This is a genomic window from Wolbachia endosymbiont (group A) of Pogonocherus hispidulus, assembly GCF_964028195.1.
GTDB lineage: Bacteria > Pseudomonadota > Alphaproteobacteria > Rickettsiales > Anaplasmataceae > Wolbachia.
Genome location: NZ_OZ034750.1, coordinates 325,082 through 348,696 on the forward strand (window position 1 = coordinate 325,082; position 23,615 = coordinate 348,696).

A 23,615-nucleotide genomic window follows, 5' to 3' on the forward strand; every position below is an offset into this window, starting at 1 on the left:
ACCTTCACAGGCTTTTTCTCGAATAGCTACCCTTAATTTCAGTAGTTAAATTAATATACTAATGAAAAAAATATATTATAATTAATTATATTTAATCCAGTAAATCATTAAGTGAAAACAGCTCTTTCGCAAAATATCATCTCTCTTATTATGATATTGTCTGTAGCAATTGTCGATATGGCAACAGACCTATACTCAGTTGCACTACCAAGCATTGCCAATTATTTTAAAGTAGAAGGCAGTGTAGTGCAGCTTACAATTAGCTTGAATCTCGTTGGATTTGCGGTATCTGGATTAATTTATGGGCCATTGTCAGACCATTATGGTAGGCGTCCAATGATGCTGATTGGTATGACAATTTTTACTTTGGCAAGTATCATGTGTTATATAGCCGACAGTATTGCGCTCTTGATACTAATTCGCTTCATACAAGGAGCAGGGGCTGGTGTTGCAGGTGTTGTTGGGTATGCAGCAATAAGGGATATGTACTCGGGTAGTGAATACTCGAGAGTAATTTCAAAGTTAAATATGGTAGTGGCACCCTCACCTGGAATAGCTCCAGTGGTGGGCGGTTATATAATTTCACATGGGTATAGTTGGAAATTTTTGTTTTTTATTATGTCACTTGCGGCAATTGCTATGCTTATTTTTATTTACTTTAAGTTACAAGAAACACTCACTGTGAATAAAAATGAAACCAGTATAATTACTAATATCTTCAAGCAATATATATCAATATTTAGAAATTATCGTTTCCTTGGGTTTTCAGCCATTCATGGATTAACTTTCATGTGGCTTTGGGCATATGTTGCTAACTACCCGTTCATATTTGAATCAATGGGCATTGAAGTACAGTATTTTGGCTACCTCATATCGATCATAGTCATATTTTACATAATTGGAACTTTAATTAATAGAAGGTATGTACCAAAAGTAGGGGTGAGCAAAATGCTAATAATAGGTTTGGTGTTACCGATAATATCCGATAGTTTATTGGTATATTTTTATTTCGCGGACAAGTTAAATATATTAATTCTTCAAGTTGCCTGGATTCCAGCCAATATTGGGCTTGCATTAATAATCAGCAATAACGTAACTTCTGCTTTAGAAACGATCAAAGGTATAGGGCTTGGTAGTGCAGTCCTCTCCTTCTGCAATATGATGTTTGGGGCTATTGGAATATATATAGTAGGAAAATTTTTTCGCTATGGTATTTTACCAAATTTACTATTAACAATAGCATGCTCTACAATTGCAATTCTTATGTACAGCCGGCTCAAATGTACTGAAAAACACGGGCATTATTTGCGTGATCCAGGAACATAGAGTTCATGAATTATTAACGCCTTTATCATAACAATATAGTTTTTTTTACAGAGAGGTGTGGGATGAGTAATGTAAATGAAGATAATGAAGATAATGAAGATATAAATGCTGATTTATTTCAGGCTGCTAAAGAGGGTAATATTGATGAAGTAAAACGTCTAATAAGTGAAGGAGCAGATGTTAATGCAACAGATCAATATGGAAAAACTCCTTTACATGGGGCTGCTCAAAATGGCTATAAGGATATAGTAAATGCTCTAATAGAAGCAAAAGCAAATGTTAATGCAGAAGCATTTTTTAATATGACTCCTTTACTTTTTGCTGCTCAAAATGGCCATAAAGATATAGTAGAAATTCTATTAAATAAAGGAGCAGGTGTTAATGCAGTAGAAAGTTTTAAAGGAATGACTTCTTTATGGCTGGCTGCTCAAAATGGCCATGAAGGTGTGGTAGAAGTGCTATTAACAGCAAAAGAAATTGATGTTAATACATATCCTCAGGCATTACGTTCTGCTGCTAGAAATGACCATGAAGGTGTAGTAAAAGTGTTATTAACAAAAGAAAAAGAAATAGATGTTAAAACTCTTTCTGAGGAATTACGTTTTGCTGCTAAAAATGGTCATGAAGGTGTAGTAAAAGCGCTACTAACAGCAGAACAAATCGATGTTAATGAATTTTTTTGGGCATTATATTTGGCTGCTCAAAATGGCCATGAAGGTGTAGTAAAAGCGCTACTAACAGCAGAAAAGATTAGTGTTTCAGCAAAAGATAATCTTGGAAAAACTACTTTGCATTGGGCTGCTGAAAAGGGCTATGTAGAGATAGTAAACACTCTGTTAGGTAAAAAAGCAGAGGTTAATGCAAGAAATGATAGGGGAGAGACTCCTCTATATTTAGCTCTTAAATACAGTCATGTAGATGTAGCAAAAGTTCTTTCAGAAGCAAAAGGGATCAATATTAACATAGCAGACAAAGATGGAAAAACTCCTTTAGATTTTGCTATTGAGAATCAACACAAAGATATAGTGCAGCTTCTATTAAATAAGTTGACAGATGTTGATCTGGCAGATGAAGATGGAAGGACTCTTTTACATTGGGCTGCTGAAAAGGGCTATACGGATATAGTAAACACTCTGTTAGGAAAAGGAGCAGATGTTAATGCAAAAAATGATAAGGGAGAGACTCCTCTATATTTGGCTGTTGAATACGTTCGTGTAGATGTAGTAAAAGCTCTAATAGACGGAGGAGCAGATGTTAATAAAGCACGTGGATTCACTAATTTAAATGATGAAACATACGCTCTACTAAAAAATGCTGCTTTACTTGAGGCTGCTAAAAATGGTGATATTACTGAAGTAAAACGTCTAATAACTATAGGAACAAGTGTTAACACACAAGATAAAGATGGAAGTACTCCTTTACATTTGGCTGCTGCAAATGGTCATACAAAGATAGTAAGTGCTCTAATAAAAAGAGAAGGAATTAATGTTTATGCAAAAGATAACAAAAACAATGCTCCTTTAGATCTTGCTCGTCAAAATAATTACAACGAGGTAGTAAAAGTTCTAGAACAAGCACGAAAAAACATCGAAGCTTTGTGCTCAGTTGTCAAAAATGGTAATGCGCAGGAGGTAGAAACGCTGTTACAAAGTCTATTACAAGGGCTACTTGGTGATAATCCATCTATAGGAGCAAATGTTGATATAGTAGATGAGGATGGAAATACTCCCTTACATTTGGCTGCTTTACTTAATAAAACAGAAGTGGTAGAAATTCTAATAGAATACTCAAAAGATGTTAACATACAAGATAAGGATGGAAGGACTGCTTTACATTTGGCTGCTGTAAATGGCAATAAAGATGTAGTAAAAGCCCTATTGGATGAAGGGGCAAATATTAATGTAAAAGATAAAGATGGGAAAACTCCTTTTGATTTAGCTAAAACAGAAGAAATAAAAGCTCTATTAAAAAAAGCCGCAGAAAAACCTGACGATGGTTCAGTTGATGAGCCATCGAAAGATAGTGAAGGGGATCAAGAAGAAGATGCTGGTACACAACAGAAAGAAAAACAAGAAGGTAATGCTCAACCAGAATCAGATATTATAGGACAAGATTCAGACAATAACAAAGAAGAGGAAAAAATCAACACCACCAGTGCAGGACAAGGAACTGATGTAAAAACCGGAAGTGCACAGCCTGTTGTTCCTACACAAACAGAAGAACAGCCGAGCTCTTTTTTTGGTAGTTTGTTTAGTATACTTATGAAGCCTTTTTCATTAATTGCATCATTTTTTGGTGGGGTTTTTTCATGGTTGTTTGGGTCTGATGAGCCAACACAATCATCATCTGAATCTGACCAACCAGTTGTATTAGAATCACCAAGTGATTCAGGAGACAATGACATAATATAGCTAAAGGTTTACTAGATTCCAGCGTCACGCGCTGGAATGACATCCTCTCTAAGTAGCCTCCTTCTCCTGTCATCCCAGTGCGTGACACTGGGATCTCATTTTACTTTATGATGATGTCATGAAAGTAGCTGACACTGGTTTCCATCCAAGAGGGCAGTGCCCAGACACTGGTTCCTTTATGACGGTGTCATCCCAGTGCCCAGACACTGGAATCCAGAAAACTTAACTTTATACCAGGTAATAAGCCAGTGTCTGGGCACTGGGATGACATCCTCCTAGTAGAAATCACTTTTGTAATTGCAACATTCGTGCAATCTTTAGCCACAAACATTAAGAAATTTACCAAACGAAAAAAAAGGCAAAAGAAGCCCCGTGGTTGGCTAATTACTTACATTATACTTTCAAGTATGGCGTTTTTTTATTCTAAACACTTAATAACCGCGATTCAGTTGCTTTTAAACCGCAACTAATCTAAATTATAAACGTTAAGAAATTTACTAAACAGAAAAAAAGGCAAAAGAAACCCTAGGGTAGCTAGTTATTCACTATCCATTTTTTAAGTTGGCGTTTTTTTATGTTTTAAACGCTTTATAAGCGCGTTTCAGCTTATGTAGGTAGAAGTTTGATAAGACATAAGGTGCACATAGTGCAAAAAATTAAACATGAGACGCCAGATACGTGAGTTTTTTTGTCATTTAATCTGTACAGAGAAGATAAATAAATAGCTTCAGTTTCATGATAAGGGGACTGGCGGAGTTTGTCAAGGAAGTTTTTTCGTTTCTATTGAATGACAGTTGTGACCTATGCAAGAAGTCTATTGACTTTGAGCGCACTTTAGCCTATACAATTTCAATATCTTAAACTGTCAAACATGCCCGATCTAAAGACAATGATGTTAAATTTTGGCCCTCAGCACCCAGCTGCACATGGAGTGTTGCGCCTTGTTTTAGAGATGGACGGCGAAGTGGTTGAGAGAGCTGATCCTCATATTGGGCTTTTGCACCGCGGTACTGAAAAATTAATAGAACATAAAACGTATCTTCAGGCCTTGCCATATTTTGATCGCCTTGACTATGTGTCACCAATGTCACAAGAGCATGCGTATTCACTATGTGTAGAGAAATTGTTGCAATGCGAAATTCCGATCAGGGCAAAGTATTTACGTGTCTTGTTTTGTGAACTGACAAGAATACTAAATCATTTACTGAACGTTTCTTCTCAAGCGCTTGATGTTGGAGCAATGACCCCTCTTTTATGGCTCTTTGAAGAAAGAGAAAAAATACTGGAATTTTACGAAAGAGCTTCAGGCGCAAGGTTTCACGCAGCTTACATCAGACCAGGTGGAGTTGCAGCAGATGTTCCAGAAGGCTTGATTGAGGATATTGCAAAGTTTATAGAGCAATTTCCAAAGTATATAGACGATGTTGATGAACTTTTAACAGAAAATAGGATATGGAAGCAACGCACTGTAGGAATCAGTGAAATATCAATTAAACAGGCACTTGACTGGGGCTTTAGTGGACCAATGCTGCGTGCTGCTGGGCTTGCTTGGGATTTGCGAAAAAGCCAGCCATATGAAATATATGATCAGCTAGATTTTGATATACCTATTGGCCAAAATGGCGATTGTTATGACCGTTATCTAGTTAGAATGGCAGAGATTAGGCAGTCTGTTAGCTTGGTGAAGCAGTGTATAGAGAAAATGCCTGGAGGCCCAATAAAAACTGAAGATAGAAAAATTTCTCCACCGCCAAGAGCAGAGATGAAAAAATCTATGGAAGCTCTGATTCACCATTTTAAACTTTACTCAGAAGGATATCACGTACCAAAAGGTGAAGCTTACACAGCTGTTGAGGCACCAAAAGGTGAGTTTGGAGTGTATATAGTTTCAGATGGTACCAATAGACCTTATAGATGCCGAATAAGAGCACCTGGCTTTGCACATTTACAAGCTTTGGATTTTATGGCAAAAGGACACATGCTTGCCGACGTTGCAGCAATTATTGGCTCACTCGATATAGTTTTTGGTGAGATTGATAGGTAATTATTGTAAAATAGTAACTCAACTAATGGTCAATACATCTTCTATTAAAAATTGTACAAATTCATTGCCATTCCAGTAATTCATAGAGATTTTACCCAAAATGGCTTTAACATTACCCTGCATGATAGCAGAGCCAAGGTGAGTATTTGCAGAGCGAAATGCAATAGCTCTTATCATAACATTATCATCAGCAATAAAACATTTTATATGGTCAACTCCTATAACTTCAGGCTTTCTTATCTTTGCTCCCTGAATGATAAACCTTGGTTCATGATTCCCAACTCCAAATGGTCCCAAGCGTTGCAGTTGGTTCCACAGAGATAAGTTTATTGCTTTAGCAGTTACTATACTATCAGCTTTTAAAGTTTTCTCATTTATAGAGTTTGAAAATCTTTCAGTAAAAAAATCATGCAAATCATTTATTTTGTCTTCTTTAATTGAAAATCCTGCCGCCATACTATGGCCACCACCTTCAATAATCAAATTTATAAACTTTGCGGAAAGGACTGCAGCACCGATATCAACTCCCAAAATTGATCTACAGCTTGCTTTTCCTATTCCGTTATTTAAAGATATCACTACTGTTGGCAAGTGAAACTGCTCCTTTAGCCTTGATGCAATTATACCAATTATTCCCTGGTGCCAGTTGCCGCTTATCATTATAAAATTCGCACCTGATTGGGTAGACTTTTCCGCTTGTGCTGTAGCTTCCAAGAGAGCCTCATTTTCTAACACTTTCCTTGCATTATTCAAATCTATTAATTTTAGCGCGATTGAATGTGCCTCTTCATCATCATCGGTGGAAAGCAACCTTGCACCGAGCGATGCTTCTCCAATTCTTCCTCCAGCATTTATGCATGGCCCAATACTAAACCCTAATCGTGAAACACTTGGTTTTTCAAGGATCCCCAAAGCATCAAATAAAACACGTAAGCCAACGTTTTTTCTTGCTGACATAACTTTTAATCCTTGTGAGACAAATGCTCTATTGAGGCCTGTAATCTGCATAACATCACAGACAGTTCCCAGGGCAACTAAATCCAGCAGATCAAATAAATCTGGTTCTTTTTTGTTGGTAAAAAATCCTTGCTCACGTAGGCTTTTATTAAGAGCAATAATCAGCAGAAATGACACTCCAACTGCTGCAAGGTTAGTATAAGGAGAGCTTTCATCAAGGCGGTTTGGGTTAACAACTGCTATGGCGCTTGGTAACTTTTCCGTACCAAGATGATGATCGACAACTATAATATCAAGACCAAAGACCTTTGCATCTTCTATTGGTTGATATGCAAGCGTACCGCAATCAACGGAAATACATAAATCGATCCCGTTTTTTTTAAGTTGTAATAAAGCATCTGTGTTTAATCCATAGCCCTCATCAACACGATCTGGAATGTAGATTATAGAGTGTATATCGATTGCTCTCAGGTACCTGTTAATCAATGCTGACGACGTTGCACCATCAACATCATAGTCACCAAATATTGCAATGTTTTCATTATTTTTTATTGCCCGTATTATACGAGAAACAGCTTTATCCATATCAAGAAGGTGAAAGGGATCTGGTAATAGCGATCTGATTAGTGGATATAAGAAGTCGCTTGCATTTTCTATATTAACACCACGAGTAACTAATATTCTTGCTAGTACTTCTGGTAACTCAAATCTCTGTATAAGAGTTAAGATTTCCCTTTGATCTGCTTCTTGCAACTTCCACAATGCATTTGTTATGCTGCGCTTTTCAATTTCAAGTAGCATATTCTTTGTAAATAAAACTACTTTACCAGAACTTTTAAGTTTGTTCTATAATTGTATTAGACTTCTGCATAACCTAAACTAAGCAGAAAAAAGATACAAGGATGATGTCATGAGTGCGCCAAGCAAAGTGCGTAAAGTCCAGTTGGTGAAAATCCAGGCAAAGCCTAGCCAGCAGCCTGGAACAAACCACTATGCTGCGCAAGGTAACGAGCGTAGTAAAGCTAGTGGAATGGACAACGCAGGGTACAACGAAAGTGAAGGTAATGAGTCCCGAAATTCTCGATGAAATAGAGGTCGACACTTTTCATGTAGTGGAAGACAGCAAGAAGGGTAACAATAAGGCAAGTTATCACTCACTCTATCGGGATCTGAGGCCGTATCATGTGTTGAGATGGAGTTTTCGTAAACTTGGGAGATCCTTTGCATTCCTATTAAGGTACGTTGGAACAAAGGCGAGGACTGACGGAAGATGCAAAGGAAGTCGGACTGACTGATAGTACTCAGAGTGTCACATACAAGGGGAAGCGGTCAGCAATATAGTGACTGGTTTAGGGATTGCTATGCCAATACAACAGAGGTTGGAATAACGTGCAAGGAAAACTAAAACAGATAGCAGTAAGAGCCAGGCAAGATAAACGATTGAAATTTACATCGTTAATTCATCTGATAAACGCAGAGAATCTTGCTGAATGTTATAAAGAACTAAAGCATAACAAGGCATGTGGTATAGACCAGGTGACAATAGAAGCGTATGGAGAAAATCTCGAAGAGAAGCTTAGAACTCTGGTGGATAGTATGAAGAGGAAGCAATATCAACTGCAACCAGTGAAAAGAGTATATATACCAAAAGCTGGAAGCAAAGAGAAACGCGGTCTCGGGGTACCATCAACAGAAGATAAGTTGGATGCTGAAGAAGATATTAGAAAATATTTATATAGCGATAAAACTTAATCAGGAGGATTTAAAACTATGACTTCTACCAAACAAGACTGGAGGCTAGCAAGAGGACAATTTTTACCACTTTTCTTTTTCCTTATGCTACTTTCCCTTAACTTGACGCGTATGGTCGGTCGTACACGCCCGCTATTCCTATAGTGAGTAGAGTTATCTTCCCTCTTGTTTCTTTTATAACATATTTTTAACTTACAACTGCCGCGGTATCTCTAGATCCCGCTAACAAGTAGCGGGATGACGAGGTTATCGTCATACCACCGCGAACCGTCATACCGCCGCGGTATCTCAGCCGCTAACAAGTAGCGGTATGACGGTTGTCGTTTAGCCATAAATATTTAAGAAATTTACCAAGTGAAAAAAAAGGCAAAAGAAGCCCTAGCCATTGTCTATTTTCAGTATTGGCGTTTTTTAAGTCTTAAACACTGCAATTTAGCTGCTTTTAAGTGCAACTAACCTTAGCTTAAATGTTTAAGAAATTTACTAAGCAGAAAAAAAGGCAAAAGAAACCCCGTGGTAATTAGTGTTCATTTCCTAATCCTGCAAATTGGCGTACTATACTGTCTTAAACGACTTATAAGCGCGTTTCAGCTTGTGTAGGTAAAAACCTAGAAATATTGTGAAGACATAAGGTGCACATAGTGCAAAAAATTAAAAATAAGACGCCAACTACGTTGTTTTCTTGCTGTTTAATCTGCACAGATGAAGATAACTGAATACCTTCAGTTTCATGATAAGGGGGCTGGCGGAGTTTGTCAAGTGATTTTTGCATTTCCATGCTACTTGGATGACGAGGAAGGAGCACTTACATATTTATGGCAACCTCATTACCTGCGCTCAAACAGTTTTTCAATATCACTCAATTTCATTTCTATATAAGTTGGTCTTCCGTGGTTGCATTGCCCGGAATATGGGGTTTTTTCCATTTGTCTTAACAACTCATTCATCTCCTCTAACCTCATTTTCCTGCCTGCTCTAATTGATCCATGACAAGCGATAGTTGCCAATATTTTGTTCACTTTATCTTCTACTGGCAATGTATCTTCTATTTCCGTTAATCTATCGACTATATTAATTAGCATCTCTTTTACATCTATTGCTCCCAAAATTGCAGGGATTTCTTTTACTATCACTTTATTTTCTGGTTTGATTTCAATATCAAAACCCATTTCAAATAACTTATCTTTATAGATTTCAATCATCTCCATTCCAGCTTGATTTTTGATTTCAACCGTTTCAGGAAGAAGTAGTTTTTGTCTTTTTATACTTGATTTTTGTTTTAAGCATTCATATACTAATCTCTCGTGGGCTGCATGCTGATCAACTATAATCAATTTGTCTCTTACCTCGGCAATAATGTAAGTATTATAGACCTGACAGCGTGCAAACCCGAGTGGGTGGCTCTCTATCAAATCAACTTGCTCTAACACCTTTTTTTCTAGAACCATAGTCTCCGTTTGTGATGGGAATTTCTGTATGCCGGTATAATCAAACGATTTTGACTGTTCTGATAAGCCTTTTGCTTTTTCATTTGGAGAAGCAAATTCTTTTATTAGTTGATTTTCAAAAGGGCTTGGCCTCCTTTCGTAAAATTCTTTTTGAACATTAGACTTATCAAAAGGATCTGATAATGAACCTTTCAAAAAACCCTCTATCGTATTAGTAGTTTTCTGGTCACTAGCTGGAATGACATCAAAGGTGCCTATCCTTCTTGACAATGCTTTGATTAATCCTCTTGTCACTATCTCATATATGAGCTTCTTATTCTGAAACCTTACTTCTGATTTATTTGGATGCACATTTACATCTACTTGATCATAAGGTATCTCTAAATGTAACGCTGCAAAAGGATATCTATCGCTTGGAATAAAATCATGATATGCATACCTAACTGCACCAATAAGTAGATTATCTTTAATTGGCCTTTCATTAACAAATGTATAGATCTGGGTTGACTTACCACGATTGACGGTCGGCTTACAGATGTGTCCCGTAAGTTTAATGCCGTCTTCTTCTTCATTGACCTCCAAAGAATTGCCCTGAAATTCTTCTTCTACTTCACACAATCTGTGAAATAACGAAGTCTGCTTAGCGTATTTTAAGAGCTTTTTATTACCTGAAGTGAGAGTAAACCCTATATGATAGTTAATCATTGCTAGGTTATTTACAATATCAACAATGCTTTGAGTTTCTGCTCTTTCGGTTTTTAGAAATTTTAGTCTATTTGGGGTAGCGAAAAACAAATCTCGTACTTCAATATGTGTCCCTTGTGATAAAGAGTAGGGAATAAGCTCCCCCATCTTTTCTCCACCCTCATAACTTATAGACCATGCTTCACTTGCTTCTCTTGCCTTAGACGATAATTTTATCCTACTTACTGCTGCAATTGAAGGCAGAGCTTCTCCTCTAAAGCCAAGATGCTTGATTTCTATCAACTCACTGTCGCTTAATTTTGAAGTAGCATGGCGCATAAACGCAAGTTCTAAATCGTTTTTTTCTACTCCGTTACCATCATCTGTCACAATAATAAGGTTACGCCCACCACTTTCTATTTTGATCTCTATTTCTAAACTTCCAGCATCTATTGCATTTTCCACTAATTCCTTTACTACACTTGCTGGCCTTTCTATCACCTCCCCCGCTGCTATACGGTTTATGGTTTTTGTGTCTAAAAGAATTATTGCCATAGATTTATTATGAAACTGGTTTTTCTTTTACTTCTTTGGTCTGTCTCTCTCTCCACTTTTTTAACCTACCTGCAATTTCACTGTTGGAAATTGACAATATAGATACGGCGGTAATGGCAGCATTATATGCTCCATTTTCTCCTATAGACATGGTTGCAACTGGAACACCCTTTGGCATTTGAACTATAGAGAGTAGACCGTCCAGCCCATTTAATTGTTTACTATGCACAGGAACGCCGATAACTGGTAAACAAGTTAATGACGCAACCATACCAGGTAAATGAGCTGCACCTCCTGCACCAGCTATAATAACCTTAAAACCTTCTTCTTGTGCAGATTTAGCAAAATTGAAGAGCCTTTCTGGTGTTCTATGTGCAGATATTATGAATATGTCATGTGAAACTTCTAATGCTTTTAACATATCGACGGTATGGACCATAGTGGTGTAATCTGACTCACTTCCCATAATAACAGCAACATCTTTTTTTATTTTTGTCATATTCAACACAATTTTACTTACTAACTAAATAATGTTCCAGCTAAAAAGCAACAAATATTTAAGTCATATTATAAATAGAATATATAGAATTCTCGTTAAAATAGAAATTTTAAAAATTTAAATAAATATCTATATTAAGATATAGAGTATAAACTTCTTATGTAAGATAAATTTATAAAATAATTATTTTTGTATTTCAAGCTTTGTAATTTTAGCTTGTTCTTTCTATAAATGGTTTTTTCAGATAGGCTGATGGTAAAATAGTAATTTAAAATTACTAGAAACTTGATGAAAATATTAATATATAATCAACTTAAAGTTTTAAATATTGATATCATATAATTATTGACAAGTTATATGATATTAATATCTTGATATATTAAATATTATGTTATAATGTTTAATAAAGTTAATTGATATGTGAGTGTAAAAATTATGGAAATAATATCGTTAAATAACTTAGACAGTGCAGGAATAAAAACAAAGTTGCTTTATATAATAAATAAAATTATAGAAAAAAATGCTTGGACTCAGGCTTTTGCAGCTGAGAAACTTGGTATTGATCAGCCAAAGGTATCGCAAATTAAAAATGGTAAAATAGATGGTTTTTCTTTAGAGCGATTGTTAGGATTTCTAAAAAAACTTGATCATGAAATAACAATCACGATGACAGAAAGCCAAGAAATAAAATCTGAGGCAGAAAAAGTAAAACATGAAGTTGAATCGCAATAGATACAAAGTTGACAACTTGTTTTTTGTGATATAGTATAAAACTTATTAAGGTAGTATCTTATGGCTGAGTCTATTGTAGAAAAGTGTACAGAACAGGTAAGTAACCGTTTCAAATTGGTTCTATTGGCAAGTCAAAGAACACATGATTTAAATACAGGGGCAAGTAATCCAGTTCAAACAGCTCAGTTTAAAGACCATAAAAATACCATAGTTTCCTTACATGAAATAGCAGAAAAACAGGTGGATACTCATGAGCTGTTTAACCTTTTGGTAGGTAGATGCAAGGAGTACATGAAAGGAAATATGAATAATGTTTACAGCAGTAATACAAGTAAGCTAGCGAATTTATTAAATTTTTCTGATAACACAGATCTTGATGCAAGTCAAGAAAGCCAAGATTATGAAGTGGATGGTGAAATAGATGATGAAATAAATGATCAAGATGGCGATGAAGAAGTATCCGTTTAGAAATCTACTGAAGTTACATAGTCTTTAAATGATTCACATTGCTATCTATACACTGTTGTTCTGTATGAGTGTAATGTTGTGCCGCATAGTGTCTAAGTCAAGTGATGTGTACAATAAGGTTTTAGCGTTCAATAATTTCTCAACGCAAGTAGTTGTGCTCATAACAGCAATATCAATCATTCTGAATAATTTTTTTTTAATTGATATAGCATTGTTGTATGCTAGCGTTAGCTTTATATCAACTATAGCACTAATGAGATTAATGTTGTTTTAATAATTTATGATAGGATCCGTTCTTATATTTTTAGGCATTTGTTTAGTAATCATTTCAAGTGTGGGAGTAATTAGATTTCCTGATTTCTATACTAGGTTACATGCAGCAGGTATTACAGATTCTAGCGGTGCAACGTTATTGTTAATTGGTTTTGCTTTGCAGAATGGATTTTCAATCAATACTGTTAAAATAATATTATTAATTCTTATAATATGGGTAGCTAGCTCAACTAATGGCTATATTTTAGCGCGCACTTATTATAAAGTTAAGAAAAAAACTGTTAAAGAAGGTTAAGGTGTTAGAAATATTAAATGTAGTGCTACTTTTGTTGTTACTAACAGTTACGGTTTTTATAGTCTTCTCGCGACATTTAGTCGTAAGTGCTGTTCTAATGTGTGTATTTAGTTCACTTATTGCGCTTATATACTTAATTATGAATGCACCTGATGTTGCAATTACTGAAGCTTCTGTTGGTGCGGGGCTCAGTACGGTTTTTACGTTTGCAGCACTCTCCTTGATAAAGAATCATAAAGTAAATCTATCTCATAACCCTATAACGCTTTTTTTTATGTTATTTCTGGCTGTATGTTTGTCATATTTTATGATTCAATTGCCAGATTTTGGCAGCCACAATGCTCCGATCCACTTGCATGTTGCTCCTTATTATGTGGAAAATACCGAAAAAGTTACCGGTATTCCTAATATAGTGACAGCTGTTTTGGCAAGCTTTCGTGGTTATGACACGTTTGGAGAAACTATAGTAGTTTTTACTGCTGCACTTTGTATAACGTTGATATTAAAAGAAGAAAAAGAAAATGATTAAAGATCCGATATTAAATGCAGTAACATTTTTGATGATACCTTTTATCATTTTATTTGGTTTATACATACAATTTCATGGTGATTACACTCCGGGTGGAGGTTTTCAAGCAGGAATAATTATTGCCTCCGGGATAATATTATATTCAATGCTATTTGGTGTATCTACAACTCTAAAAGCAATACCTTATTCTGTGATTAGATTGATTAACGTGTTAGGTATTTTAATTTATGGAGGAACGGGCGTTGCAACAACTTTACTTGGCCAAAATTTTTTATCTTACGATATCTTGTCAGCCAATAATAGAACCGGTCAAAAATTGGGTATTTTTTTGGTGGAATTAGGTGTAGTATTTACTGTCTGCTCCTCTATGTTAATTATATATATAAATTTTGCTCGTAGGAAAAAACAATGACTTTATATAATTATACAATTATTATTATATTAATGGTGCTAGGTTTATATATTATTATAAACGATAAAAATTTAATCAAGAAAATGATAGGGGTAAGCGTCTTCCAAGCATCTGTTTTGTTGTTTTATATATCTCTAGGGTATATAAAAAGTTCTTTGCCTCCTATATTGGTTTCAAATTTTTATTCATATAGCAATCCTATACCCCATGTTTTAATGCTTACTGCTATAGTGGTTGGAATTGCAACATTTTCAGTTGGATTGTCCATAGCAGTAAAAATGGAAGAAAAGTATGGAACAATTGATCAAGACAAGTGTACATAAATTAACAGTATCTTAAACTATATGAAGTAACAAATAGCCACAAGTTAAAAGTAAAATTATAGACTTGCTCGTTGTAAGTTTATTTGTTAATAAGAAATAAAATTATAAACTATAAAGGTAATGATGTCAACTATTAATGATGCAGAAGATAAGAAAAAAATTATCAGAGATCTTGTAACTAAAAGTATAAAAAAAGGTGGTTTGATCACCTTTGATGATATAAATGATAAATTATCAGATGAAAATTTTTCGTCTGACTTTATAGATGATGCTATATCTTTATTGCAGGACTCCGGAATTAATGTGCTTGAAAGTAGCGAAGATGAAGAAGATATTCCTTCCAACAGTGATGATAGTAAACTTGATGATGATGACACATCGCCAAATGTTACTGCAACTTTAGTACAAAATGATGATCCAGTGAGGATTTATTTACAAGACATGAGCTCTGTAAAGCTTTTGTCAAGGGCAGATGAAATCGAGATAGCAAAAAAAATTGAATCTGAAAAGCATAACATGTTACGTGCAATAATTGAAACATCAGTAACATTAAAGGTGATAAAAGTATGGCGTGATGATTTAAGTAGTGGAGCTCTCTTACTGAGAGAAATTATAGATCTAGATGCAATTTATAACTCTGATTTTAATGTGGTACCCAAAGAAGAGAGTGAAGAAAGTGCTGAAGATGTTGAGGATTCTGAGGATGTTTCTGAAGATGCTGAGTGCTGTAGTGATGATGAGAAAGATAGTAAAAAAAGTGATGATGAGAAAGACGGTGATAATGAAGATATAAATTCAGCGAATTTAAATGTTTCTATTCTTGAAATGGAAAGTGACTTATTGCCAAAGGTCATAGTTGCATTGGATGAGATAATTACTTTAACAAATGAAGCATTGGTATTAAGAAAAAATTCTAAAGATTCCTCTGATGAACTAGAGAATTTATATAATCAAATATGGTCTATAGCATTACAAATTAAGTTAAGTGCTGCTGCTGTTGCCAGAATTACACAAGAACTTTATAAGATAAATAGATCCATCACGCTTGAAGAGGCTAATTTTATTGCTGAGGCTAGAAAATACGATATTGATAGAGAAAGTTTCTATAAAGTTTATGATGACGTGCTTTTAAAGCACGAATTGAAAAAGATAAGTCTTTTAAAGATCAATGAAAATCAGTCCTCTTTTACAGGTGAATTAAAAAACAAATTTTTAAGGTTTATAGACGATAACTCTGAACATATAGCTAGTACCTTGAACGGTATTAAGCAGCATATACAAGAAGATAACGTGCAAGAATTTAAGGAGCTAATCAGGAGAATACAAAAACACGAACGAGAAGTCTCTGAAGCAAAGCAAGAGATGATTAAGGCTAACTTAAGGCTAGTAGTTTCCATTGCTAAGAAGTATTCAAAAAGAGGCCTTGATCTGCTTGATTTGATACAAGAAGGCAATATTGGTCTTATGAAGGCCGTGGATAAGTTTGATTACAAACGTGGATATAAATTTTCAACTTATGGCACTTGGTGGGTAAGACAATCAATCACTAGGGCAATACCTGAGCAGTCTAAAGTAGTTAGAATACCAGTTCATATGGTGGAAATTATCAGTAAAATCAACAGAGCATTAAGAAAAATGACTCATGAGATGGGAAGAGAGCCGACGTTAGAGGAATTGAGTGTAGAACTGACAATGCCACTGGAAAGAATACGCAAAGTTATGAAAATAGCAAGGGACCCAGTAAGTCTTGAAGCTCCAACAGGAAAAGATGATAGTAGTACCTTCGGTGATTGTATAGAAGATAAGCGCGTTTCCAGACCAGAGGATGCTGCAATACTTGCTGACTTGCGTGGCATTACAACCAATGTTCTTGCAACTTTAACACCAAAGGAAGAAAGAATTCTAAGAATGCGTTTTGGCCTTGGTAAAGATGGGAAGGAACATACCTTAGAAGAAGTAGGAAAAATTTTTAATGTAACACGTGAGAGAATTAGGCAAATAGAGGCAAAAGCACTGCGCAAGTTGAAACATCCAAGCCGCGCTAGAAAACTTAGAGGGTTCTTTTAAGTATACGTGTCAAGTTAAGAAGAAACTGATTTTGCCCGGAAAAAGTGGAGAAAAAGTCAGAGCGTTTTTAAAATAAAACGTTTTTTCAAAAAGGTATGATATGAAGGAAATACACAATAAAGTTTAAAATGGGGGTTATAAAAAAGTTGCACCGCTATTTTTTTTTATGAATCTAATGAAACAACATGCTAATCTACGGTAAATATTATGACAAACAAAAATGACAATTCTAATTCAAAGTATAGAAATTTTTATGTTCTGGGTGATAGTTTATCTGATAATGGCGCAATCATTGGAATTTTAAATAACTTATCCTTTGCAAAAAGCGTAAAGTTTGATGACCCTTTTTATCAAGGAGGATCTTTTAGCAATGGCCCTACTGCTGTTGAATATGTAGCAAAATATTTAGATTTAGACGAATTTAAACCTGGGTGGAGTTATTCATTTTTTGGTAGATGCCACGAACAGCAAGGTCAAAACTATGCAGTTTCATGTGCAACAGCGTCTGAAATTTTTGACCCTATTTTTTCTTATTTCTTCAATAAATTTCGTTTAGCTAACCAGCTAGATGCGGTAATTAAACATCATCCAGATATAGGTAAAGAAGATTTGTTTTGCATCATGATCGGCGGAAATGATGTTATGGTTGCCACTGCTTATGACGATACTAAAGCGGAAGAAGTGTTGGAACAAGCAGTGAGTGAAATATGTAATGCACTTAAGGTTCTAAATGAACATGGTGTTAAGCATGTAGTTGTTGCAAACGCACCTGAAGTTGGCTCAATACCAGCTTTTAATAGAGATGAAGAAGCAAGGGAACTAGCTACAAAGCTCACAGAGAGTTTTAATGCAAAATTGGCTAATGGCTTAGATTGTATGAAGAAAAGTACAGATCTTGAAATCAAAGCATTTGATCTTAACTCTAAAATGAAAAATATGCTTGGCGAATACAAGAGCAAAGGTTTAAATTGTCAAGATGCATGCACATCGAACATTGCAGACCAAATTGGGAGATTTAAAAAAAATATAAAAATACTCTTAAAGTTGATATTTAAAGGGGAACTTGACGTTCACTATAACCCTGGGTGTAGCGAAGAAACACTAAAGGATTATTTCTTTTTTGATTATTTCCATCCAACTGCAGAACTTCATCATGAAGTTGGTAATGAAGTGTATGAGTTGATTTGACACAGTTTTTTGAACATTCCCTAGATCCCAGTGTCCCTATGATGTCATCCCAGTGCTTGACACTGGGAACCAGAAAAGTTTGCTTGTTCACAAGCAAACTAGCACAGAAAGTGATTACAACATTTTCGATGAGATTATATGGAAAACTGGATCCCAGTGTCTGGGCACTGGGATGACATCGTTTACTATGTGCCATATTGCAATGTTCGTACAGCTGTGAGTCACGCACTTTGCTTCAATATTTGCACATTAGCCACTCCTCTGAACAGATACAGTCAGTTTAGCTATAATTTCCTAAGTCTGCTCACAATCTCTTGACTTGACACATATGTTTTTTTCCCAAATGTTACTATCTTCCTCCTTTTCCTTTCTCAATTTGTGCAACCATTTCCTTAACACTTACTTGTGTGGAAGGAGGATTTTTGCTGACATGAGATTTTGGATCAGATTTTGCTGTTATGTGTTTCGTTGCAGATCTTTTATTTTCTGTTGGAAATGAATGAGATTGTTTTTTCTTCACACCGATATCCGCTTGTGCTGCTGGGGTGGTTTTGCTTTCAGCAAGCCGTACATTAGCATTTCCTTTTACTTGATTTTGCTCAAATTTTTCTTTTAATGCCTTTACTTTACTGCCCATCTCGCGATTAGCTCCTCCTTTCATAGTAGCTGCTGCTACTTTTGGTATCGCCTTACCAGCAGCTTTTTGTGCTGATTTCCTATTGTCTTGATTTTCAGATTTTAGTGGTACTCTTTCAGCTGATTTTTTAAGAATTACTTCTACTACTTTTGGCTCTGTGTTTACTTTTTGGCTTAGATTTTTAGGCTTTGGCAGTACTGCAGGTTTATCTTTGACTACCACTTTCGATTCTTGTCTAACTTCTTGACCAGTAGTAAACATTTTTTTTGGCACTTGCGGTGGTTTTGGTGGTTTTGGTAGTACGAGGGATTGAGGTTGTTGTTTCTGCTTACGTTTTCTTTTTGCTTCTATATGTTCTTTAGAAACTGTTGCATAAATTGGCTCTTCTTTGGGCGATTTTGAACTCTGCGAATTTTCTATTAAAATTTTACTCTTCTTCTCTTGATAATTTGATATGTCTTCATATTCATGCTCTTCATTTAATGAACTTCCATAGCCTGAATCTCCTGCTTGTAGCCCATATAAAGGATTTTCTTCTTGCTTTGACGCTGTTCTATCCTCTAAGTTCACTCCATACAATCTATGTTCCTCCTGATTTTTTTTACTTTGCTCTAAATCTGAAATTTTCTTTAAAACATTTAGGTATTCGAATGTTATTTTTTCAGCAAGACTGGGCAATTTATCATTAGCAAAATTTCTTATATCGTTATCCTGAATTGAAGCATCTTTTCCCAAGATTTTATTAAATGTTTCCTTGAATATTCCAAAAAACCCTGATGGCTTTTTGTTCACCGGTTCTATATAATTACTCAAGTCACTACATATAACAAACTTAGCTACATCTTCTGCTTTATCTGTAAAACTCTCTAATGTCTGGGATAAATCCCTCACTGTTTTATTATATTGTTCACCAATGTTTTTCAGCTTTATAGCTTCTATCAAGGAGTCGAGATTTTTTTTATAGTTCTCACTTTTAAATGGATCATTCATACTAATTACAGCTCATTATTTATTAAAATATAGATCTAAAATATTAAGATCTAGTAAATATTACTTTTGTAATTCATGTAGAACTATAGCTATAATAAGTAAGATTTCCCTACGTCATACCGCCGCGGTATCTCCAGATCCCGCTAACACGCAGTGAGATGACGAGGTTATCGTCATGCCGCCGCGAACCGTCATACCGCCGCGGTATTTCTTAGCATAGATCCCGCTAACAAGTAGTGGGATGACGGTTCTTCAAATTGTCAAGGTGTCATCCCAGTGCCCCTATGATGTCATCCCAGTGCCCAGACACTGGGATCCAGGAAACTTAACTCTACACCAAGTAAATGTACAATAAGAACTAGATTCCAGACTGGAATGACATCATCTTGGATAGCGTCACGCACTGCCCAGTTCATGTTAGCCATAAATATTTAAGAAATTTACCAAACGAAAAAAAAGGCAAAAGAAGCCCTGGGGTTATTATCTGCTTTAAAATATTGGCGTTTTTTATGTTTTAAACGCTTGACAAGCAAGATTTAGCTGCTTTTAATTGCAACTAACCTACGCTGCAAATGTTTAAGAAATTTACTAAGCAGAAAAAAAGACAAAGAATCCCCGAGTTAGGTGTGCAGTAGAGACACAAAGAATGTTCAAGTAAGAGCAAACTAAGTGCAAAAGCTACGCAATAGATGAGGGTGGGCCCCTCGAACCGGTTTGCAAGAGCAGGCTTCAAACAGCCATAAGCTGCTTTGGTAAGGTAGTGAGCGTTATGGAAAAGGCACAATTATGTGTCATGTGTGAAATAGAGAGACGAACGCAAGTGAACCACTGATGAAGTGTCGAAAGCGTAGAGACGACGTCAAAACCAGGGGGTAGTCGTTAACCTGGTACCGGGAGCTTGTTTACTGGGTAGCGGCATAGAGGTGGCGTGAATCTATTTTAGGCTATTGCATGGAACTACGGGAACCTGTCGTTTCGATGATAAGGGAGAAGTCCAAAGAGCTGATCTCTGAGGATGAGAGTACCGATGCGAAAAACAGGGGCGCGTAGTAGCGAAGGAGTTTCTGTAATGGAAATGGAGTGAAGGGATTTAGTTTTAATTGTTTTGTTAACCGTAATGGGAGGAATTAATGAATAAAACAAAGTCTTTTGATATACCAAAGCAACTGATTTGGAAAGCTTATAAACAAGTATCCAAAAATAAAGGTGCGGCAGGTGTAGATGAGGTCTCGATAACAAAGTTTGAGGAAAATCTAAAAGACAATCTATACAAACTATGGAATCGGATGTCATCCGGAAGTTATTTTCCAGAGCCTGTAAAAGCTGTAGCAGTACCGAAAGATACGGGAGGAGGACAAAGAATTTTAGGTGTTCCTTCAGTGTTCGACAGGATAGGGCAAACGGCTGCTTCTATGTATCTTGAGCCGCTAGTAGAGCCAAAATTCCACGAAGATTCATATGGTTATAGACCAAATAAATCAGCACTGGATGCGGTAGATACAGCACGCAAAAGATGCTGGAGGTACGATTGGACGATAGATCTTGATATATCTGGATTTTTCGACAATTTGGACCACCAATTGGCATTGCAAGCTATCAAGAAGCATACAGACTGCAAATGGATTATACTGTATGTTGAAAGGTGGATGAAAGCCCCTATTCAGCTAGCAGATGGCAGTAAGGTAGTTAGGGAAAAGGGAGTTCCGCAAGGAGGTTCTGTAAGCCCAATCATTTCTAACATATTTATGCATCATGCATTTGATATGTGGATGAGGCAAAACTACCCCACAATACCATTTGAGAGGTACGTAGATGATGCAATAGTGCACTGCAAAACCAAGAGACAGGCAGACTATATGAGGGAGGCAATCGAAAGAAGATTGGCACAATGCAAACTAAAGTTAAATCCTGAAAAGACAAGAATAGTGTATTGTAAGGATGACAGTAGGAGAGGTGAGTTTCCAACACAGAGCTTTGACTTTCTGGGTTACACGTTCAGACCTAGACTGGCAAAGAACAATAAAATAGGAAACTATTTTGTCTCATTTCTACCTGCAATTAGCAACAAAGCCAAGAAGAAGATTAGTCAAATCATAAGGTCATGGAGAATACACAGGCAAACATCAACAACTTTGGAGGAAATATCGAAGAAGGTAAACCCAATAGTCAGAGGCTGGCTATGGCAGGTTTTACAGGATAGAGATATACAAACCTCTGAAGAACATAGAGCGGCAACTTGAAAAGTGGGCAAGAAGAAAGTACAAGAAACTTCAAACTCATGGAAGACTAGCAAGGCAACTTCTAGGAAAAATGAGAAAAGAAGGACCAGACACTTTCTACCACTGGACATTAGGTTTGGGACAAAAGGCTGAATAATGGGAGCTGTGTGAGTCGCGAGGTTCATGCACAGTTCTGCGACTTACTATTACCCACAAATAAAAACATAGTATTGTATTTACTCAAATAATTTAATTTTATTAACCTGAAAGCTTATTGGATTAAAATTATTAAACTAAGAGTTATAATTTTAGCAACTAAAAGCTGTAAATTGCACCATATAAACAGTTATTTCAAGCAAAAGTTATGCCATTAAGAGCTATGCAACAAACATTTATATTTGTGGGTAATAGTAAGGTTCTGCGAGAGACTGGTGCATAAGTGTTGAAAGTAATACAAAAAGGATATAAAGAGCTATTATTGCAGAAAAATGGAGGCAATAATGGATCAAATAGAAGGCATATTAAACTTAATTAAAGACAAGGATTTGGAAAGGCTAGGAAAATTAAGTGAGATAGATAAATGCAATACTAAGTTAGTGGGCAAAATCATATTTAAAGGCTTAATGAAGTTAATATTAATGGGTCAGAAAACAAGCTTAAGAGCATTAGCAATGGTAATAAACAGGTGTGTGATAGATAAAAATGATGACAAAAGTACAGTCACATAAAGTGGCTTGTCGAAAAGGTTAAAAGTTCTGATTATTTTAAGGGAGTATATATTGATCTGATAAACAAAGTTGAAAAATTGTTGCCCAAAAAAACGTCACATGATTTACATAGATTTGATTCAACAATCATAAATTTATCAGGGTATCTTATAAAAGATGGACTAAAGTTAGGTAACCAAAGTAATAAGTCAAAGTAAGTCTGGGATTAAAAGGACAATTGCCAACAAGTATAAGGTTTTGTAAAGGGCAAGAAGAAGGTAGTGAAGACATAGCACTGGTAAGGGCAATCAACGAAGCAAAAGTTAAAAAAGAGGATATTTTGCTATTTGATAGGGGAATCAGAAAGGTTGGAACTTTTGCTGAGTTTGATGAGAAGGAATACAAATTTATAACAAGAGTTGAAACAAGCAGAAAGCATGATGTTGTAAGTAGGAGTAAAGTTATTCAAGGACAACAGCAAGATGGATCAGAAATTTTAGAAGATATAATAGTTAATCTTTATCGCGCACAGGGCAAAATTGCAGAAAAGCATAACTTACGTTTGATAAAAATCAAAAACAAGGCAGGAAATGAAATATGGTTTTTAACTAACTTGTTTACGATGCCTGCTTATGATGTTGCACAGGCGTATAGGCGAAGGTGGGACATAGAAGTATTCTTCAAATTTATAAAGCAAAACCTTGGATATAAACACTTTTTGAGCCATAGCATGAACGGAATGAAAGTATATATTTATATGATTATTATTACAGCCCTGCTGTTTCTCGTTTATAAAATTAAAAACAATTTACATGGATTTAAAATGGCATTATTGCAATTTACACTAGATCTTAATGATTCTTTTATACGCTCAATTGTTTTACTATCAGGAGGTAATTTACATGTTGTCGATCATCTTATATCACGCCATTTTTGATACTTTCAACACTTATGGAGACTGGTGGGGAAGTTCCGCCGGTCTACTCTCCCTAGTCCTTTACTATCTCTGTCGAGTATTGGCATTTTTTGATGTCTTGTAACGCTTTATAAGCGCGTTCAGCTTATTTAGATAAAAATCTAGATGTAGATGAAGTTTTGT

General features: G+C 35.7%; 24 protein-coding genes. 18 read left to right on the forward strand and 6 right to left on the reverse strand.

Annotation, left to right across the window (positions count from 1 at the left end; genetic code table 11):
- Positions 1–150 precede the first annotated feature (150 nt).
- Both ABWU58_RS01555 and ABWU58_RS01560 read left to right on the forward strand, forming a co-directional pair.
- Positions 151–1,326 carry a multidrug effflux MFS transporter gene (locus ABWU58_RS01555; protein ID WP_353283686.1) on the forward strand — a complete coding sequence of 392 codons (1,176 nt, stop codon included), beginning with the start codon at positions 151–153 and terminating at the stop codon, positions 1,324–1,326.
- A gap of 62 nt (positions 1,327–1,388) precedes the next feature.
- Positions 1,389–3,737 carry an ankyrin repeat domain-containing protein gene (locus tag ABWU58_RS01560; protein ID WP_353283392.1) on the forward strand — a complete coding sequence of 783 codons (2,349 nt, stop codon included), beginning with the start codon at positions 1,389–1,391 and terminating at the stop codon, positions 3,735–3,737.
- 187 nt (positions 3,738–3,924) lie between these two features.
- On the opposite strand, the gene ABWU58_RS01570 is transcribed toward ABWU58_RS01560, so the two are convergent.
- Positions 3,925–4,068 carry a hypothetical protein gene (locus ABWU58_RS01570; RefSeq protein WP_353283394.1) on the reverse strand — a complete coding sequence of 48 codons (144 nt, stop codon included), beginning with the start codon at positions 4,066–4,068 and terminating at the stop codon, positions 3,925–3,927.
- Between the two features lie 540 nt (positions 4,069–4,608).
- Here ABWU58_RS01570 and ABWU58_RS01575 point away from each other — a divergent pair.
- Positions 4,609–5,781: an NADH-quinone oxidoreductase subunit D gene (locus ABWU58_RS01575; protein ID WP_353283395.1), complete on the forward strand. Its 1,173-nt coding sequence runs from the start codon at positions 4,609–4,611 to the stop codon at positions 5,779–5,781.
- A gap of 18 nt (positions 5,782–5,799) precedes the next feature.
- Here ABWU58_RS01575 and recJ read toward each other — a convergent pair whose 3' ends face one another.
- Positions 5,800–7,539: a single-stranded-DNA-specific exonuclease RecJ gene (gene recJ, locus ABWU58_RS01580; protein WP_353283396.1), complete on the reverse strand. Its 1,740-nt coding sequence runs from the start codon at positions 7,537–7,539 to the stop codon at positions 5,800–5,802.
- 109 nt (positions 7,540–7,648) lie between these two features.
- On the opposite strand from recJ, the gene ABWU58_RS01585 reads away from it, so the two are divergent.
- Positions 7,649–7,825, forward strand: a complete 177-nt coding sequence (locus tag ABWU58_RS01585; protein WP_353283397.1) for a hypothetical protein — start codon at positions 7,649–7,651, stop codon at positions 7,823–7,825.
- Between the two features lie 302 nt (positions 7,826–8,127).
- Entirely contained in the window at positions 8,128–8,490 is a 363-nt protein-coding gene (locus ABWU58_RS01590) for a hypothetical protein (protein WP_353283398.1), read from the forward strand.
- 827 nt (positions 8,491–9,317) lie between these two features.
- Here the strand turns inward: ABWU58_RS01590 and mutL are convergent.
- Together mutL and purE are read right to left on the reverse strand one after the other, a co-directional pair.
- Positions 9,318–11,177, reverse strand: coding sequence for a DNA mismatch repair endonuclease MutL (gene mutL, locus ABWU58_RS01595; protein WP_353283399.1), 1,860 nt, complete (start codon positions 11,175–11,177; stop codon positions 9,318–9,320).
- A gap of 7 nt (positions 11,178–11,184) precedes the next feature.
- Positions 11,185–11,676, reverse strand: a complete 492-nt coding sequence (gene purE / locus ABWU58_RS01600) for a 5-(carboxyamino)imidazole ribonucleotide mutase (protein ID WP_353283400.1) — start codon at positions 11,674–11,676, stop codon at positions 11,185–11,187.
- A gap of 435 nt (positions 11,677–12,111) precedes the next feature.
- Here purE and ABWU58_RS01605 point away from each other — a divergent pair, with 435 nt between their 5' ends.
- The 10 genes from ABWU58_RS01605 to ABWU58_RS01650 all read left to right on the forward strand — a co-directional run bounded on the left by ABWU58_RS01605 (position 12,112) and on the right by ABWU58_RS01650 (position 18,139).
- Positions 12,112–12,408, forward strand: coding sequence for a helix-turn-helix domain-containing protein (locus ABWU58_RS01605; RefSeq protein ID WP_010081926.1), 297 nt, complete (start codon positions 12,112–12,114; stop codon positions 12,406–12,408).
- A 60-nt stretch (positions 12,409–12,468) separates the two neighbouring features.
- Positions 12,469–12,876, forward strand: a complete 408-nt coding sequence (gene rpoZ / locus ABWU58_RS01610; RefSeq protein ID WP_353283401.1) for a DNA-directed RNA polymerase subunit omega — start codon at positions 12,469–12,471, stop codon at positions 12,874–12,876.
- A 28-nt stretch (positions 12,877–12,904) separates the two neighbouring features.
- Complete coding sequence (locus tag ABWU58_RS01615) at positions 12,905–13,150, forward strand: monovalent cation/H+ antiporter complex subunit F (protein WP_320109922.1); 246 nt, start codon at positions 12,905–12,907, stop codon at positions 13,148–13,150.
- A gap of 6 nt (positions 13,151–13,156) precedes the next feature.
- Positions 13,157–13,444 carry a monovalent cation/H(+) antiporter subunit G gene (gene mnhG / locus ABWU58_RS01620; RefSeq protein WP_265026105.1) on the forward strand — a complete coding sequence of 96 codons (288 nt, stop codon included), beginning with the start codon at positions 13,157–13,159 and terminating at the stop codon, positions 13,442–13,444.
- A 1-nt stretch (position 13,445) separates the two neighbouring features.
- On the forward strand, positions 13,446–13,973 hold the full coding sequence (locus ABWU58_RS01625; protein ID WP_353283402.1) for a DUF4040 domain-containing protein: 528 nt from the start codon (positions 13,446–13,448) through the stop codon (positions 13,971–13,973).
- Positions 13,966–14,385, forward strand: coding sequence for a Na(+)/H(+) antiporter subunit B (locus tag ABWU58_RS01630; RefSeq protein WP_353283403.1), 420 nt, complete (start codon positions 13,966–13,968; stop codon positions 14,383–14,385). Before ABWU58_RS01625 ends, ABWU58_RS01630 begins: the two co-directional genes overlap by 8 nt.
- A complete protein-coding gene (locus ABWU58_RS01635; protein ID WP_353283404.1) occupies positions 14,382–14,708 on the forward strand; it encodes a cation:proton antiporter subunit C in 327 nt (108 codons plus the stop codon). Before ABWU58_RS01630 ends, ABWU58_RS01635 begins: the two co-directional genes overlap by 4 nt.
- A 123-nt stretch (positions 14,709–14,831) precedes the next feature.
- Positions 14,832–16,775, forward strand: a complete 1,944-nt coding sequence (gene rpoD, locus ABWU58_RS01640; RefSeq protein WP_353283405.1) for an RNA polymerase sigma factor RpoD — start codon at positions 14,832–14,834, stop codon at positions 16,773–16,775.
- 207 nt (positions 16,776–16,982) lie between these two features.
- Entirely contained in the window at positions 16,983–17,963 is a 981-nt protein-coding gene (locus tag ABWU58_RS01645) for an SGNH/GDSL hydrolase family protein (RefSeq protein ID WP_353283406.1), read from the forward strand.
- Complete coding sequence (locus tag ABWU58_RS01650) at positions 17,960–18,139, forward strand: hypothetical protein (RefSeq protein WP_353283407.1); 180 nt, start codon at positions 17,960–17,962, stop codon at positions 18,137–18,139. The genes ABWU58_RS01645 and ABWU58_RS01650 overlap by 4 nt, the downstream gene beginning before the upstream one ends.
- A 173-nt stretch (positions 18,140–18,312) precedes the next feature.
- Here ABWU58_RS01650 and ABWU58_RS01655 read toward each other — a convergent pair whose 3' ends face one another.
- Positions 18,313–19,590, reverse strand: coding sequence for a hypothetical protein (locus ABWU58_RS01655; protein WP_353283408.1), 1,278 nt, complete (start codon positions 19,588–19,590; stop codon positions 18,313–18,315).
- 290 nt (positions 19,591–19,880) lie between these two features.
- Positions 19,881–20,015, reverse strand: coding sequence for a hypothetical protein (locus ABWU58_RS01660; protein ID WP_353283409.1), 135 nt, complete (start codon positions 20,013–20,015; stop codon positions 19,881–19,883).
- A 705-nt stretch (positions 20,016–20,720) separates the two neighbouring features.
- On the opposite strand from ABWU58_RS01660, the gene ltrA reads away from it, so the two are divergent.
- The 3 genes from ltrA (at position 20,721) to ABWU58_RS01675 (ending at position 23,453) form a co-directional block, all read left to right on the forward strand.
- Entirely contained in the window at positions 20,721–21,830 is a 1,110-nt protein-coding gene (ltrA, locus tag ABWU58_RS01665; RefSeq protein ID WP_353283410.1) for a group II intron reverse transcriptase/maturase, read from the forward strand.
- 479 nt (positions 21,831–22,309) lie between these two features.
- Positions 22,310–22,537 (forward strand): hypothetical protein, encoded by a 228-nt coding sequence (locus ABWU58_RS01670; protein WP_353282963.1) that lies wholly within the window; start codon positions 22,310–22,312, stop codon positions 22,535–22,537.
- Between the two features lie 199 nt (positions 22,538–22,736).
- Positions 22,737–23,453, forward strand: a complete 717-nt coding sequence (locus tag ABWU58_RS01675; protein ID WP_353283687.1) for an IS4 family transposase — start codon at positions 22,737–22,739, stop codon at positions 23,451–23,453.
- Positions 23,454–23,615: the final 162 nt, after the last annotated feature.